We start from the raw sequence: 16,891 nt of genomic DNA on the forward strand, positions 1-16,891 counted from the left end.
TAAGTAACTAAGATTATCTGTCAGTTTCAGTTCGCGCTGAAACTGGCTTTTTGTTTATTAATCCGGCACAATATTATGTATCTGGCAATAAACCCAGTGTTACGTTGAATTAAATTATTATTAATCTTTTGGGGTGATATCAGCAACCGAAGCACCATTAGGTGCCTAAATAATGCCATATCCAAAAAAAGATAAATGTAGCAGTCACATAAATACCCAGCGAACTGTCAGCATGGTAGCAATATAGTCTTTACTTACAGCCACATACAGCAGGTGGTCTGTATCCTGAGTAGCCTTAATTTCACCTGTTACGCCTGGCCCAACCTGTCCGAGAATTTTGCGGGATTCTTTTTGTGATTTCACATCCCACACACGAATGGTTTTATCTTCGCTGGAAGTGATAATTGCTTTACCATCAGAAGTCAGCAGGAGTTCGGTGATGCTACCTGTGTGTCCGCCAGTTTCAATTTTAAGGATAGTTTTCCAGCTATTAATATTTACCATAGGGAGAGGGTTAGCTTTGAGTACCTGATGAATTTACTTCTGACCCTTGATCTATCCAAAAAATAAAAGCATTTTAAAGGGGAAAAAACGGAAAGGGTAAGTTATTACCGAAATCACCTGGAATCATTCGAATAAAATTCGTACAATTACTTTTGATCCCTCAGCGGGCAAACCCGACCTCGAATTCCGGTACGACCCGATGGGCAATCGGATTGTGAAAATTGTCAAATCCGGTGAAAATGAAGATGAATGGCAATACACCTATTACGCACGCGATGCAAGCGGACAGACGATGGCGGTATATGAAAAGACCTATATAGACCCTGAGTATCTCTCCGACCCTGGCTGGCCCGAGGTAGAATGGCTGCCGGAAGGTGCTTCACATATTACCCTGTTTCGTTCGGCGGAGTATCATCTCTATGGCAGTAGCCGGTTGGGTATTCATTTATATGTCGATACCCTGAAAGCGCAGGTTTTCCGCACAGGGGAAGGCGAGGGTCTGTTTACCGATACGGGTTACTGGTCTGACACGATGAATCTTACCCCGGCCCTCCCGATTCCGTATCAGACTCCGCCGGAGGATGGGACGTACTTTTACACCCTCACCCGTGGGGAGAAACGCTATGAACTTTCGAATCACCTCGGCAACGTCCTCTCCACCGTCAGCGACCGCAAACTGCAACTCACCACGGACGAGGAAACGGTCAGTGGCTACACCGCCGATGTATGGGGGATGAATGACTATTACGCCTTCGGCATGTTGATGCCCGGGCGGAACCAGCGGCGCGGGGGGTATCGGTTTGGGTTTAATGGAATGGAGCAAGACAATGAGGCGAAAGGTGTGGGGAATAGTCTCGATTTTGGGGCGAGAGTGTATGATTCAAGGTTGGGGAAGTTTTTGAGTCGGGATCCACAAGAGAACAACTTTCCTCATCAAAGCACATATTCGGCTTTTAATCTTAATCCCATTTATAATGTTGATCCTTCGGGGGAGTCAGGAGTAGGCTATTTGAAGAAATGGAGAAGGAAGTTTATTATCAAATCGACATTATATTTTTCTGGGGAAGGTGCAACTACTGAACTAGCAAAAGAGACTGCGAATAGTGTGGAAATGGCTTGGAATGAAGCAAAAGGAAGTATAGAAATAAATGGGAAAAACTATCTTGTCCAATTTAAAGTTAACGGAAAATCTATATCTAAGGAAATATCTCTTGCAAAAATTCAACAGGATGAGGCGATATATGAAGAGATGGGCATTCGTACAAAAAAAGGGATGAAAACCTTGGAAAACAATTATGTATTATTAGATAACAATTATGATCCTTTCACACAAGCACAATATGATCCGTTTCTTAGAGGCGGAAATCTTTATTACAATAATGCATCCCGGTTAAAACATTCCATGAAGCATGAATACGGACATGGTTTAGGGTGGTATGACGCCAGTCAAATTTCTCCAATGGAAGAAAGGTTATTAAACCCGGATGATCCCCAAATTCTTCATGAATATGGGTTAGTAAAGTTAGATGAATACTTAAATGGCTACCATGATGTTCTTGGCTATCAGATTAATGGAAGCAGAGCGCCAGGAATAATGACGGGAACAATGTCGATAGAAGACCAAAAACGTTTGGCGGGTTATCTGGGTGGAATTCCATTTAGCGATATTTATGTAGATTCGGAAAATGAGGTTACAAATGGAAAGGTAATTCCTGCCGATATTTTGAAGTTGTATTTTAACCCTCGGTCAATTAGAAATGGAAGGACTAATGTGGGTTGGTTTTCGCCCAGTTATGAAGGTTTCAAAAATAGACTCAAGGAAGGAGGAAATTAATATGGGAAAACTACTGATATTTATTTTGCTAGCCTTGTCTTTCTGGGGTTGTAAGGCAACATATGTGGCAGATACGAATAAAGCTACGGATAATTCCTGGGCATTCAGGTGTGATAGTCTAGAAGGTATCCTAAATACGATATATCCCCATTTTTCCCAAAAATGGAAATCAGATTCATTAGGGTGTGATAGATTTAGAATGATAATATTTTCTTTAAAATCGCTTTTTATATTAAAAGATTGGAGTTCAACTTGTGTAGAAAATGTATTAGGAATCCCGAATAGTATCGTGGAAACAGAGGAAAAGAAGATAGTAGAGATGTCCTATATTCTTTCTCAAAATGAATGCGAAGGATATAGTCCCTATTATGAGCTTAACATCATATTTAACGAACAGGGATTTGTGAGAGCATTTGGGGTGGTTCTGGAGTAAGGCAGTAAGTTAATAAACAAGTATGGACTACACTATACCACACCCACCAAAAGCGGCCAATGAACATGGGCTCTCTATAAAAACCTGATATGTAACGCAACTCACTCAACGGTTCCCACTCCCCCTCAAAACCCAACCTATTGCCATACGTTAAACTCATATTCCCTCTCTTTTTTTTCTTCCCCCTGATCGTCCAGGCGCAGGTGGAGATATTTCTGGCGAGTGGCTCGTCTTCTTTCCTTCCGGAGGGGGCTTTTGCCTTCCGGCTGCAAAACCACCACCCTGCGTCGCAGCGGGTATATGTTACCGCCCGGTTGAAAACCAGCCGGGAAATCCTTTTCCTCCAGTCTGCACCCGTTTTACTTGCACCCGGCGGGCGCACTTTTTTGCCGGGTGAGATTCCGGTTGTGCATATGGAAGGAGTCGAATCCCTTCCGGCAGGGGTTTATACCTTTTGCCTTTCGGTCATTCAGGAAGATAACGGGCAGGAATTGGGTACTCAGTGTGTGTCCCGGCGATACGAAACCACACCGATTTCCCCCACAGCTTCGGCAAACAAAAAAAAACAGCCGGTTGCTTTTTCCGGTCAGGCACGCCTCACGGCCCGCATCTCCAACCAGCCTGATCTTTTCACCGGGATTCCACCGCGCTATATCCGCTTTCAGGCAAGTCCGCGTGTGTCGGTGTGGGGTATTCACCCGCCAGTTACTCTCCACGATGCGGCAACAGGCATTGACAAAAATACAGGCCGCTGCCAGGGGAAATTTACCCGAGGATATCTCCTTAACCCATAAAATACAGGCCTTGCGGGAATCAGCTTATCAGAAGGCCCTGCATCAGTTGGGCCCTTATCAGAAGATTCTGCAAGACTCAACCCTCCTTTCCCAACTTAAGGAACTCGAACAACTGGATCGAATCCGGCAGGTACTGGCTTCTCCGGAATATACGGAAATTCGCCTTGATTGCGAATCGCTGGATAAAAAAACAGAAGGATGGGATAGGGAAAAACTCGGTGGGTATCTGGATTCCCTCCGGATCAATGACTATCTGCGGTTTCGCCAGTTGCAGCGAATCCGAAGCCAGTGTGAAAATCTCCGCCGACTGGAGGAAAAACGCAACAAGCTTGAGCAACTCGAAAAAACCCTTCGAAAAGCCCAAGCTCTTCGGGAAAAACTCGAGGAAGCGGAAAAACTCAAACAGGGAAATATTTCTACCCTCCTTCAGGAACCAGATGCATTGCGTTCACTGGGCGTGTTTTCCAAAGCACGTTCCTTCCTGGCTTCGGTCGAAAAGCTGGGAATAGGCACAGTATTTCCCTATTTTTCTCCTTTGAGTGTGAATGGTATTGCCGTCAAAGGGCTGGAGGTTGCCGCCAATTAACTTTACGGGTTGGATGGCCGGTTACTGCTTTGGAAATCTCGTCTGATCCTCGAAGGAGAATGGAATCAATCATTCCCAACTGGAGGCGGAATCCGGCTCAGTGTATCTCCCCTTCCGGGATACGGTATCCTGGGTGAATCCGGTATCTGGCCCTTCCCGCATTCAGGGACAAGCATGGTCTGTTCAGGTGGTGGCCACACCGGGTGCCAGCACCCGGTTTTTGGGCCGGATGACAGGGATTCAGCCTGGTTATTACTCCATGGGCGCGCCCTTGCTTATCACGGACCGACAGCGGTATGAATTCCGCACCGACCAATCTCTCTGGAAAGGAAAATTCACCCTTTCTGGCTTTGCCCGGCGAGATTTTGACAATCTTCTTCCTTACAAAATAACCCGCACGACGGTAACTTCCGCAGGGGTAAGTCTCCGGCTCCGGCCCAGAAAGCTACCCTATTTTCAGCTTCAGTTCGCCCCCCTCTATCGGGAAAATAATCGAACCGACAGTCTGCAACTTTCTGATCGGATATCCGTGATTTCGGCTACCAGTGGTTACAGCTTCTCTTTCGGGGGAATGACAGCTACTACCTCCTTCCTGTATTCCCAACAGATCAGCCGAAGCCTTTCGGGGAAAACCGACTTTTCTGCAAATATGGTCAATCTGAGCCAGGTACTCACTTTTTCGATTCCCTTTAGTCTGAATGCCACAGGTTCGTACCTCCACTCCCAATGGTCGCAGGATTTTCATCAAACCTGGACAGTGGATCTTTCAGGTAGTGCGACTTTTTTTCAGAAATGGAGCAATACTTTCGGGGGTATGCTAATGCAGGAACGAGGAAGAACCTCACGTAAAAGTCTTTATCTGAACAGCAGTTTTCCCTTACTAAAAAACCTCAACGCAGAAGTTTTATTCCAGCAGGACTTTTTTAATCCCTACACCGAAGACCGGCCGGTATTTCAACAATATTTCTGCCAATGTGGGGTGATGTATCGATGGTAATTCTTTTTGTTAGCCTACCGTATCAGCGTTACCGTCCCGGCTCTGACCTGAGTCAGTGCCCTCACCCGGTTTTCATAGGTGTAGATCACCTGCCAGGTGTAAACACCCTCCGGCAGGGCTTTGCCTCCTGACCGTCCGTCCCAGCTCTGATCGGGGCTGTTGCTTTCAAACACCTTTTCCCCCCACCGGTTGAAAATCTGTAGCTGAAACTGCAAAAATCCGCACTGATAGCCGATGCTGAACCGGTCGTTGTACCCGTCATTGTTGGGGGTAAATCCCGTGGGCAGGTAGAGGTAACAGTTGCAATCCACCGTCCGGACTTCCATCGAATCGCTTCGGCTGCCACAGGTGTTAAACACTTCCACAAAGTACAGCCCCGCTTCCCGCACCAGATACTCCGGCTGATCCGATCCGTCTTGCCAGCGGTAGCGGTTCCCCGTTCCCGAGACATCCAACCGGTAGGTCTGTCCTTCGCAGAGGGTGGTGTCTGCCGGAAGTGCCACTTCGGGCAGGGTCTCGTACCGGATTCGGATTTCATCCGTCTCACTGCCACAGGCCGTGCTAAGGGTAACCGCATAGGTTCCCGCCGTCTGAATCAGAAAAGATGGAAGTATCGAACCGTCCTGCCACTGGTAGGCAGCACCGGCAAACGTAGCATCCAGCAGGAGAGTTTCTCCTTCACAAAGGGTGGTGTCCGAACCGAGATTTACTGCCGGACTTGTGCCGTAATCCACCACCAGGGTATCGCGCAACTCCCCACAGTAAGCAGAAAGCGTAACGGCATAGGTTCCCGGAGCGGCAATGAGAAAACCGGGGCCGGTCGAACCATCCTGCCAGCGGTAGCTTGCACCGGGAAAAGCGACATTCACCTCCAGGGTGGCCCCATCGCAAAGGAGGGTATCCGCTCCGAGTGAAAGTACCGGCAGGGGTTGGTAGGTTACAACAAGGGTATCCCTGAATTCACAGGCGGTGTTGGTCAGGGTAACGGAATATACCCCTGCTGTGCTGACCATCAGAATGGAAGCTGTGCTGCCGTTTTGCCAGAGGGCTGTGGCCCCGGGAAATGTGGCATCCAGCCGAAGGGTACTGCCTTCGCAGAGAATCGTATCTTCTCCCAGTTCCACCACAGGAACCGGGTCATAAAAAATTTCTACGGTATCGGCAACCGTTCCACAGAAGGTGGAGAGGGCTGCGGAATAGGTTCCCGGCCCAGAGACGAGAAATACGGAATCCGTTGTTCCGTCCTGCCAGAGATAATTCCCTCCGGGAAAAGCTGCCGAAAGGAGCAGGGTTTCTCCCGTGCAAAGGGTCTGATCACTGCCCAGGCTGATTTGCGGCTGGGGCAATACGGCCACATCCACCGAGTCTTTCACACTGCTACAGGCATTGCTCACGGTCAATACATATAATCCTGCCGTGCTCACCGTTCGCACCGAATCGGTGAGGTTGTCATTCCAGAGGTAGTTCAGCGGGGAAAAACTGCTCAGAACGCCCGAAAGCACCAGACTTTCTCCGGCACAAAGGGTGGTATCAGGCCCAAGACTCAGGGGAAGGAGGGTGTCGGTTTCGACAAGGATCGAATCACGGGAACTCCCGCAGGTATTGGTGGCCTCGGCCCAGTAGAGTCCGGAGGCACTGATCAGAAACTGACTGGCAGTCGAACTATCCTGCCAGAGATAGGAAGCGCCGGAGGTAGTGATATCGGGCAGAAAGGACGATCCGGGACAGAGAAAAGTATCCACCCCCAACTCCACCTGGGGCAGGGTGTCAATATTCACGAGGATCGAATCGCGAAAAGTGCCACAGGCATTGGCAGCTTCGGCCCAGTAAAGCCCGGAGGCAGTTACCGGGAAGGTGTTTAGTGTCGAACCGTCCTGCCAGAGGTAATTCACCGGCTGATTTCCCGCCAGAAGTGAGAGCGGTGTGCCACTGCAAAGGGTGGAATCGGGCCCCAGATCCACCAAGGGTTGGGGCAAAACCGAGAGGGTATCGCGCAGGGTATCGGGTTCGGGACAGCCGCGATAGATGATTACTTCGACCGGATAGGTGCCGGGGGTATTGTAGAGATGAACCGGTGCGGGGTCATTGGCAAAGTTGAGCATCCCCGAACCCGGGTCGCCAAAATCCCAGAGGGCTGAATCCAGTCCACGAACCCCCGAAAGGGAAAAAAATGTCGTATCACCGGTGCAGTGAACCGTCCCATTGCTACTTCCTCCCCCTGAAAGGGAAATCTCAAAGGGCAGCAGATAATGTGCCAGGAAGGTGGGCGTGAAATTATGAGTTCGCCCAGGAAAGAGGTTTATTCCCTGATTCAGATAGGTACAGGCTGTTCCCGGTAAATTGGGGTGGGCAATCACATCCATCGTATAGGTCATTCCATCCTCCCTCGTTACATAAATCCGACCATCCGGCCCTAGTTGCATGGTAACTAATCCTGTCTGAGCAGTACTTATTCCTACCGGGGTAACCGAATTGATGACTGCCGCAGGCGACCCGGCATTCAGATCGTATTGATACATGACTGAATCATTGAGATATGTCCGATACAATTTCGAACCATCCGGAGAAAATTCCAGGCCCATGGTATTGTCATCATTATAGGAGGAAGTGATTTCAGGAAGAAAAAGGGGATTGCTGACGATCCCCGTTCCGGGATCAAAATCTAACACCACGGTCGTATCCGTCTTCTGAAGGGTAAGTGCCAGTCTTTTCCCATCCGGAGAAAATTTTGTTTGCCCCAAAAAAATAAAATCAAAATAAGAAAGTCCGGTAGAAATCGGGCCGACATAACTGATAACCGGAACGGGGTTAAGTCCGGAAGCGGTGATCAGGTATGCATGAAATTCATCGGTTGCGCCATCAAGGGTTACCACCCATATATCGGTCTGGTTGCTGTGTTGAACACCGGCAATTTTACCGGAAGCACTGTCTTCCAGAAAAGTGTTTTTCATAATCACATCCCCCATTCCTCCCTGAAGACTCATATCCACAACAGAATAACATAGGATGGTTTCTTCATTTGGGTAGGTTGTATTAATATAATCACGACCTGTAGTGAAAATATAATAGAGATTTCCATTTCCCGGATGAGGCACAACGACGGTTTGCACATTGGGATATCCAAATAATCCTGTTCCATTAGGCATGATCTGGTGATTGCGATTCCATACCTCCTCGTCATTGGTGTAAAAAACCAGATTGCCGCAGGGATCCGACAGGGTGGCACCACCCCAGATAAGCATTTGCATAGGACTATTATTCAGCAGCGAGGGAGGATTGGTATGAAAGTCCAGACCTGTGCTGTCATAACCAAAGTACCAGTGAAAGGCTTCACCCTGAGCCAGACTGGCGGAAAATGGAAACAGGGTAAGCAAAAAAATGCAGGCAAGGGCAGGTAATTTCATTGCTGGAATTGTGTTTGGGGGAAGATACAATTTTCTCAGCAAAAAACTCCCTGTTTTTTCAGAAAAATGGCTTCTTTCTGATATTTGAATTAAGGAAAATTATTCAGTTGAACTCCCTGAAAATCAGCCATCCAACGGAATTATCCTCGTTACATGATCTGTCAGTAAATGTGTCAGAAGAAAACAAAAAAACTCCCCGGCAAGTCTATCTGCCGGAGAGTTTCGTTCATATGGTGTGGAGACGGAGGGAGTCGAACCCTCGTCCGGAGAAAGCATACATAGAGCCTTCTACATGCTTAGTTGTTCTTTGTTACTCGTCAGGATACCCGAACAACGGGGGCGTGCCTGATGAGTTTGCCTCTAGTCTTAGGCTGTGGCCAAGGCCGTTCACAGCAGCAACCTGTCGGGGTTGATGTGTTTTCCATATGAGAGTCTGACAGATAAAAACTCCCGGAAAACATCTCAGAACTTAGTCTAACTAAGCTGCGAGAGCGTAATTTCTTTCGCCATTTATGGTTTGCAGAAGTGGATTTAAGTGGTTCCTCTACACCCCACTGCATGCTTATACTTTACATTTACCGACCCGTCAATTCCGTGTCGTCCCCATTTCAAAATAACTTGCTGTTGCCAGCGATACAAATATACGAATCGCAATCTAAATAGTTGCAATTTTTCATTAGCTATTAGCTATTGGCTATTGGCCATTAGCTATTGGCTATTGGCTATTGGCTATTGGCTATTGGCTATTGGCTATTGGCCATTAGCTATTGGCTATTGGCTATTGGCTATTATTAACGCTGGCTTCTCACTGCCGGACCGGCATCATCCATATGGAAAGGATCTTTTTCCACTTCCACTTTCAGTCGCAATACGATTGTCGGACTGTCGGGGTCATTGGAGCGAACAGTGATGGTTTTGGTCTGCGCGCCGCTGCGTCCTCTGGAGTCAAATGTGGCCACAATCTCAGAGGTTTTTCCTCCTGCGATCACCATGTCTTTGGGTGCAGTGGCTGTACATCCACAGGATGCTTTTACGGATTCTATCACCAGGTCATCGAGGCCTGTATTTTTGAATTTGTAGGCGTAAACGACTTTTTCCCCGTCGATCACAGATCCGCCATCATACTCCGTAACTTCAAACTCAATATTGGGCATGCGGTCCAGTTCGGCCTGTGTATACACCTTATTGAGGCTTCCGTTGATCTGAATAGACTTACCGGGGTTTTCTGCTTCGTCTGTATAAATGACTACCTGCTTGCTAAAGGTGCCGGGAGTAATAAATTTGTCTCCCATGATGCGGATTTTGAGGGTCGTTTTTTCTCCGGGAATAATTTCTGTTTTTTCAGGAGTTACCTCAAACATCATTTCTTTATCGTAACGACCCGTAAATGTGATCTTATATGGGCTCACATTTTTCACCTTCACTTCGATGGTTTTTTCTTCATCTGAATTGAGCGTCCCGATGCTGTGATTGATCTTGTCAAGCGCAAGGCCGCCCATATTATGTGCGTAAGCGATAAAATCTTCTGCACCTTCCGGCTGTTTTACATCGCCCTTAATATACAGAATAACGGGTTTTTCAAGGGTATCATAGGTAACTGTTACCGTTTTGGTAAATGGCCCTACCCTGCTGGTATTATACTGAACTTTGATTTCACCGATTTCTCCAGGCTTTACAGCGTCCTTTGTCCAGGAAGGGGTCGTACAACCGCACGATGCCTTTACCCGGCTGAGGGTTACAGGTTCTCCGGATGTATTGGTGAATTTAAATGTGTATATGGCTGGATCGTCTTTGTTGAGGTCGCCAAACTCATGTGTGGTTTTCTCAAACTTAATTTTCCCGTCTGACTGTGCATAGGTATACACACCCATCAAAAACAAAACAAAGAGCAGGGTAATGGATCTGGCTTTCATAACGTTCAAAATTAATGAATGACAAATATACACCTTTTCAATAACTATTTCAGCGCATTTTGTGGAAGATACATCAAACGGTATAACGTTCCTCCCGGCTCAGAAATTATCTGTTCGGGGGGGGCTGCTTCCGAAAATACCTGGCCTATTTCTGATTTCCGAATACTCCCCCCGCTGCGTATCAATATCTCTATGGGTCGGGACGATTCAAAATGGGTTTCCAGCAGGTGGGAAAAGTTGATCATACTCACACCTGTCCACGCCAGAACCACAGCTTCATCCTCTTCCCAGAAAGTAGAACCCCGCGCAATTACCAACGGCATACCGGCATTTTTCACCCTTTCCTCAGCATAATGACAGGTATTCAGGATAAATTGATTTTCAGGATCGTACCGGGTCTCTCTGGTATCTTTTTTTATAAACCTTGAATAATACCGGAAAGACCGGTGTCCGATACCAAAAAGTAATGCGGATAGTAAAAAGAAGCGCAAAGCCGTACGCCCCATCCGGCTGGTATCGTGATCAAATAACCTCACCAACAAAAACATGGACAAACCTACCAGCAACGGCGCATAATAGCGGGTTTCCTCCACATATGTCCACGTTTTGCCCTCGTAAACTTCTACCGGATTTACCAAAGAAAGCAACATAAGGGTACCGGAAACAACCAGAATAGCAACCAGAAACATCGCCGAAAGCACGGTGCTGACTGGCCGGACTGGCGCTTTCGCCTGTAAAAAATCATTTCCATGCTGCCGCCACATTCGCAGGGGAAACAGCATAAGACCGATCGTAGATGCCACATACAACAGCCGAATGATAAAGACCGCCAGGGGCTGTTTTATACCTAGTTTTACGATGATGGCATCCTGCCCCATAAAAAACAGTGATTTCAAAGGAAAGGCAGACATTCGCAGCAGATTTTCCAGATGAACCTTGCCCCCGGAAACCATATCGTTGAGATTTCCCGACTGGCTATGTGTCGGATGCAGAATCAACCAAAAACCCGTCATCAAAATGAAACCTATACCAGTAGCCCAAAGGGCAGTTTTTTTTCTTTCCGGGGTATCACGCCATGCAGAAACCAGCCCAATCGCAGGCCCGGTAATCATCAGCGGGATATACGCATATCGAAACCAGCCGGCAAACAAGAACCCGGCAAAAGCTACTGCCAGCCATAAGCCTGATATTTTCTCCCTGCAAAAACCCTTAACCCAGGCACCAGTTGCCAGCAAAAACACTCCTAAGGCGATTTCCTCACTCGCTGTTGTAAAATGAAAAGGGGTAAAGGAAAATATCCAGAAAAGAAAAAACAAAGGATAAACTGCCGGGGAAATTTCTTTCCGAAGCAGTGAAAGCAGCACATGCGCGCCGGCAAATACAAGAATTACTCCCAGATATTCCAGTAATAGGGCTGAATAGAACCACCCTTGCATACCATCGGCAGAATTACCTACAAGCTGATAAACCCACGCAACGGCGACCGAATATCCCGGTGGCCACCCGTGAACAGGCACCATTGAAATAGCGGAAATATCGGAAACAGACGCCATTGGCAAAGTCATGCCATTGCCTTTCAACCAGTTGATTGCGGCCAGAATCTGAACATTTCGATCAGAGCCGGAATAAGTAAAAAATGTATGGACGTGAAATAGCTGACTGGACAGTGCAATCCAGAAAAAAACTGGGCGGAGATATTTCGAAAAAAACAAAGACATCCGGTCAGTAGCGATTTATTGACAATATATGTGATTTTATTCAAATTCTAACGCATGTTATAATCTGCCATAGGCCGAAAAAAAAGCTTGGGCACCGGAATCTATTTTCGGAGTAACAAAAATAACAGTCCGCCTGATTATGAAATTCAACACAATTTTAAACACAGCTCTTGGGATAATTATGCCTATGCTGGCTTTTGCGCAGGATGATTTTTCCTATGCCGGGGATATAGGGGTAAATATCCAAACTCAGATGAGCGATTCCTGGGAACTCACCGGTAATATGACCATACAAAAAACCGTGTGGCGGGGAAACAATGATATTCCTGAAATGGTCTTCCACTCTGCTGATCTTTCTTTTGACAAAATGCTGGCTACAGAACTGGAAAATTTACGCACACCGGAAGTCGCACTCACGGGTTTTTCAGCAAAAATGGAAGGTGAATATGCAGCCATCAACTGGACTTCTCCAGTATCGTCTGAAGTCAGTGGATTTGGAATAGAAAGAAGTCTGGATGGCAACACCTGGGAAAAAATCGGAGAAATTCGCGTCAAAACTACCGACAACAATCTTTCGGACTTCTCTTTTACTGACCCTGATCCGGTAAGCGGGACCAATTATTATCGCCTGAGACAGGAAAATCGCCATAAAAAGGCGGGGTTTAGCGACGTCATTGCCCTCGAAAGTCTCAATACCGGCTGGCACGTCACATATCTATTTCCCAACCCAATGATTTTTGGAACCGCCATTGAGCTGTATCTCTATCAGCCGGCACGGGTAAGAATAGTGATTGACGATCCGAATGGACACCCTATTGGTACGGTTTATTCTCAATACACCAGCATGGGAAGCCATCAGATAGAACTGAAAATGGACAACCTGCCAAAGGGAGAATATATATGCCGAATATCCATTGGCGACCAGCTGGCCCTGCGAAAAATCAGAAAATGAACGTTGGTCAAAACTCCATATTGTAGGATTTGATCGCCCGGTAAATGCAACTGGCGATATAGATCTGGCCTGATTCGCTCGCGAGAAAAGTTTCTTCTTCATAGTTCGTAATAAAACCCGTCTCCGTAAGTAAAGCAGGCATACCCGAAAGATACAGTACCACAAAAGGCGCCTGCTTCACCCCGCGATCTTTTCTGCCAATACGGCTGGCGTACTGATGTTGGATTTTTTCTGCCAGGCGGGTACTCTCATTGCGAAATACGTTTTTCAAAAGTTTGAAATAAATATATCCCTCCGGCGAGCTGGGATCAAATCCGCCGTACATATCCCCATAATTGTCCTCAAACAGGATAGATTCGTTTTCAGCAATAATTGTCTCATAATTTTCCTGCCCTTCATTGATCCCCAGGACATAACTTTCAGCGCCGTATTTGGTATTATTTTTCAGGGCATTGCAATGGATGCTGATAAAAAAATCGCCCTGATTGTCTTTGGCGATTTGCGCACGGCGGTGAAGCGCAATAAACTTATCGGTATCCCGGGTAAGCACGACATTAAGATCGGGCATACTTTCATTCAGAATCCTTTTTAGTTGAAGTGCCACATTCAATGTGATATCTTTTTCATAATATCGTGCGCCCAAAGCCCCGGGATCTTTGCCCCCATGTCCGGCATCAATGATGACCGTTCGGATAGGGCCTTCCCCATCGTTAGGGGCAGGAAACCAACCTGAGGTTAAAAAAACGGCAGGAATAAACAAGAAGCCAAATACAATGAGAAATCTGTTCATAGAAAGGAGATTTTCTTACGAAGCCAACCTTTTCTTTTTAAGGATACACTATTGTCAGGTGAATACAGCATAGTTTGCGATTTCCTGTATATTTGCATCCCGATGTAGTCGCCGGAATATCAACAGAAGAAGTTTGCTACAAATAAAATACATATTCAGACACTACAAATTAATAGGATTTTTCCTTAAAAGTATAATTTTAGCCCTGGGGGTTTTCTTCTCCGGCGGCCAGTCTTTATACGCGCAACAAATCCCGGACTCTGTTTCTGTAGCAGACACCCTCACTGTGCCGGAAAATGTTTCTGACAGCATTCGTTTTCCCGGAGTGGACACGCAGGAAAACCGTCTCTCTTCTGAAATTCCGACTCAGGATTCCCTGCGCGCGGCCGCACCAGATCCCCGGAAAATATTTCTCGATTCCCTTGAAGCTGCCAGCGACCTGAAGGCAGAAGTTTCTTACAAATCTGCCGATTCCATTGTCTTTGATGTAGAGCAAGGCATTCTTTTCCTCTACGAAAATGCAGAGATTACTTATGACGAAATTGCCTTGAAAGCCAAGGAAGTGCGGGTAGATATTGACAAACAAACCCTCTATGCCAATGGCGTTACAGATAGTCTGGGCGTGTATCAGGGCGCGCCCGAGTTTACCCAAAGCGGAGAAACGTATCAGTCGCGAGCCATTTCTTATAACTTCAAATCTCAGAAAGGCAGAGTCGTAGAAGGGCGGATGGTGGAGTCGGAAGGGTTTGTCCTTGCCGAAGTAGCCAAATATCACCCCGACGGTACCTTTCACGGGCAAAACGGCAAATATACCACCTGCGATGCCGACGACCCTCATTATTATATCCGCTCGCGAAAACTGAAAATGCTCCCCGATGATAAACTCATCAGTGGGCCACTAAACCTGGTGATTGCAGGTTTTCCGATTCCGGTGATTATTCCCTTTGGTTTTGTACCCAATAAAAAAGGGCAAAAAAACGGGCTGATCCTCCCGCAGTATGGCGAAGCACAGGACCGTGGATTTTTTCTGCGAAATATGGGGTATTACTGGGGAATCAACGATAATTTTGACCTGCGACTGGAAGGCGATATCTATACACGGGGTGGCTGGAGGCTGGGCGGCAGCACAACCTACAATAAGCGATATAAATTCAGCGGAAGACTCGGGTTTCAATACGGCGTAACCCGCTTCAATGAAAAAACAGATCCGGACTTTCAGCGAACCTCTGCATGGACACTTACCTGGAGCCATAACCAGCCGATTGACCCTACTGCAAGAATTTCTGCCTCTGTCAATATCTCGTCTTCCAATCGGTTTCAGCGTGAAATCAGCTACAACCAAAACGATTTTTTCACCAACAACCTCAACTCATCTGTCAACTTTCAGAAAAACTTCAATAATCTTCCTATCAGTTTTAACGTCGGCGTAAGGCATCAACAGGATCTCAATAAAGAGACTATGAGCCTCCAGTTTCCGGAGCTCAACTTTAACATGAACCGACAGACGCCGTTCAAAAATGTCTCCAACAAAAATCTGAAATGGCTCTCTCAGCTGGGGATCAACTACAATATGCAGGCGAGAAACTCGCTGGAAACCGTTCCCGACACGCTGATTGACGATATTCTCCTCCACCCCGGAGATTCCCTGGACTGGATTATCGTGGAAGGCGGAGACAGCATTCTGACCAAAAGGCTGGGGTCATCATTTTACTCCAACGGCATGCGGCACAATGCCTCAACCTCTACGACACTCAAGCTGTTTAACTACCTCAATATTTCGCCCAACTTCTCCTATGCAGAATACTGGTACACTGAAACCCTCCAAAAAGAGTGGGATCCGGAAAAACAAAGAATTGTCGAGTCCCCGGTAGCCGGGTTTGCAAGAGCCTATGACTTTAACACGTCGCTCAGCGCAACCACAAACTTTTATGGCATTTATGTCCTACCCAAAACCCGCAGGCAAATCGCTTTCAGGCAGCGCTTTAGCCCCAGCGTCTCTTACAATCTGAAGCCAGATTTTTCTGCCGAAAAATGGGGATTTTACAACGAAGTACAGTCTGATACCACCGGGACCAAAACACAGGTGTACAGCATTTTTGAGGATGGAATTTACGGAGGTCCCTCACGGGGAGAAAGCCAATCACTCAATTTCAGCCTATCCAGCGTACTTGAAATGAAGTACCGGAAAAAGGAAAGTTTTGACGAAGACTTTGATGAAAAGGAAGATAAATTTGCCCGGATTAATGTCCTGGATAATATCGGCATCAGCACCGGATACAATTTTGCCGCCGACAGCTTCCAGCTGGCACCGTTTAACTTCCGCGCGAGGACCAGTCTTTTCAACAACAAAGTGGACCTCAACGGCTCTATGACCATGGACCCCTACGTATTTGCACCAGACAATGTACCCGTTCCCATCAAACCGCCCGCTGCACGGAGACAAAACGTATTGATGCTACAGGAAACCGGAGAACTTGGCCGGATCACACGGGCACAAATCAGTCTTTCGACTTCTTTTAGTTCAAAAAAACAGGGTGCAAAAAAAACAAAAGGAGAGGATTTTGACGAAGTAGAATACCGTCAGGTTCTGAACAATATGTACCAGTATGTCGATTTTGACATTCCATGGACGCTGCGGTTCCGCTACAACCTCAGCTACTCCAAACCCGATCTCAATGCGCCGAGAATCACCCAGACAATGAATTTTGACGGAGACGTCAATTTTACCCCAAAATGGAAAATTGGCTACAGCAGCGGATTTGATATCGAAAAGCTAGAGTTTACCAACACAAGGTTATCTATTTTCAGAGATCTCCACTGTTGGGAAATGTCCTTTTCATGGATTCCATTTGGTGTGCAAAAAAGTTACTCACTTACGATTAACGTCCGCAGTTCGACCCTCAAAGACCTTCGCCTGAGCAAAAACAATTACTGGCAGGACAGGTTTAGAGGATTATAAGAATATA

12 protein-coding genes and 1 other RNA gene are annotated in these 16,891 nt (G+C 46.8%); 7 read left to right on the forward strand and 6 right to left on the reverse strand.

Features of this window, described 5'->3' with window-relative positions; translation table 11 throughout:
* Positions 1-204: 204 nt before the first annotated feature.
* Positions 205-504: a hypothetical protein gene (locus tag R3D00_18020; GenBank protein ID MEZ4775087.1), complete on the reverse strand. Its 300-nt coding sequence runs from the start codon at positions 502-504 to the stop codon at positions 205-207.
* 199 nt (positions 505-703) lie between these two features.
* On the opposite strand from R3D00_18020, the gene R3D00_18025 reads away from it, so the two are divergent.
* The 5 genes from R3D00_18025 to R3D00_18045 all read left to right on the forward strand — a co-directional run bounded on the left by R3D00_18025 (position 704) and on the right by R3D00_18045 (position 5,148).
* Positions 704-2,338: an RHS repeat-associated core domain-containing protein gene (locus R3D00_18025; protein MEZ4775088.1), complete on the forward strand. Its 1,635-nt coding sequence runs from the start codon at positions 704-706 to the stop codon at positions 2,336-2,338.
* A 1-nt stretch (position 2,339) separates the two neighbouring features.
* Positions 2,340-2,771: a hypothetical protein gene (locus R3D00_18030; GenBank protein ID MEZ4775089.1), complete on the forward strand. Its 432-nt coding sequence runs from the start codon at positions 2,340-2,342 to the stop codon at positions 2,769-2,771.
* A gap of 140 nt (positions 2,772-2,911) precedes the next feature.
* Positions 2,912-3,565, forward strand: coding sequence for a hypothetical protein (locus tag R3D00_18035; GenBank protein MEZ4775090.1), 654 nt, complete (start codon positions 2,912-2,914; stop codon positions 3,563-3,565).
* Positions 3,566-3,575: 10 nt separating this feature from the next.
* Entirely contained in the window at positions 3,576-4,151 is a 576-nt protein-coding gene (locus R3D00_18040; GenBank protein MEZ4775091.1) for a hypothetical protein, read from the forward strand.
* A 100-nt stretch (positions 4,152-4,251) separates the two neighbouring features.
* Positions 4,252-5,148 (forward strand): hypothetical protein, encoded by an 897-nt coding sequence (locus tag R3D00_18045; GenBank protein ID MEZ4775092.1) that lies wholly within the window; start codon positions 4,252-4,254, stop codon positions 5,146-5,148.
* A gap of 14 nt (positions 5,149-5,162) precedes the next feature.
* Here R3D00_18045 and R3D00_18050 read toward each other — a convergent pair whose 3' ends face one another.
* The 4 genes from R3D00_18050 to R3D00_18065 all read right to left on the reverse strand — a co-directional run bounded on the left by R3D00_18050 (position 5,163) and on the right by R3D00_18065 (position 12,183).
* On the reverse strand, positions 5,163-8,552 hold the full coding sequence (locus tag R3D00_18050) for a gliding motility-associated C-terminal domain-containing protein (protein MEZ4775093.1): 3,390 nt from the start codon (positions 8,550-8,552) through the stop codon (positions 5,163-5,165).
* Positions 8,553-8,785: 233 nt separating this feature from the next.
* Positions 8,786-9,157, reverse strand: a transfer-messenger RNA (tmRNA) gene (ssrA, locus tag R3D00_18055).
* Positions 9,158-9,343: 186 nt separating this feature from the next.
* Positions 9,344-10,465 carry a DUF1573 domain-containing protein gene (locus tag R3D00_18060; protein MEZ4775094.1) on the reverse strand — a complete coding sequence of 374 codons (1,122 nt, stop codon included), beginning with the start codon at positions 10,463-10,465 and terminating at the stop codon, positions 9,344-9,346.
* 44 nt (positions 10,466-10,509) lie between these two features.
* Complete coding sequence (locus R3D00_18065) at positions 10,510-12,183, reverse strand: hypothetical protein (protein ID MEZ4775095.1); 1,674 nt, start codon at positions 12,181-12,183, stop codon at positions 10,510-10,512.
* Positions 12,184-12,322: 139 nt separating this feature from the next.
* Between R3D00_18065 and R3D00_18070 the strand changes: the two genes are divergently transcribed.
* Positions 12,323-13,135, forward strand: coding sequence for a T9SS type A sorting domain-containing protein (locus R3D00_18070; protein ID MEZ4775096.1), 813 nt, complete (start codon positions 12,323-12,325; stop codon positions 13,133-13,135).
* Positions 13,136-13,142: 7 nt separating this feature from the next.
* Here the strand turns inward: R3D00_18070 and R3D00_18075 are convergent, their stop codons facing one another.
* Positions 13,143-13,925 carry an N-acetylmuramoyl-L-alanine amidase gene (locus R3D00_18075; protein ID MEZ4775097.1) on the reverse strand — a complete coding sequence of 261 codons (783 nt, stop codon included), beginning with the start codon at positions 13,923-13,925 and terminating at the stop codon, positions 13,143-13,145.
* Between the two features lie 133 nt (positions 13,926-14,058).
* Between R3D00_18075 and R3D00_18080 the strand changes: the two genes are divergently transcribed.
* Positions 14,059-16,884, forward strand: coding sequence for a putative LPS assembly protein LptD (locus R3D00_18080; protein MEZ4775098.1), 2,826 nt, complete (start codon positions 14,059-14,061; stop codon positions 16,882-16,884).
* Positions 16,885-16,891: the final 7 nt, after the last annotated feature.

The sequence above is a fragment of the Bacteroidia bacterium genome (assembly GCA_041391665.1).
Taxonomy (GTDB): Bacteria; Bacteroidota; Bacteroidia; order J057; family J057; genus JAGQVA01.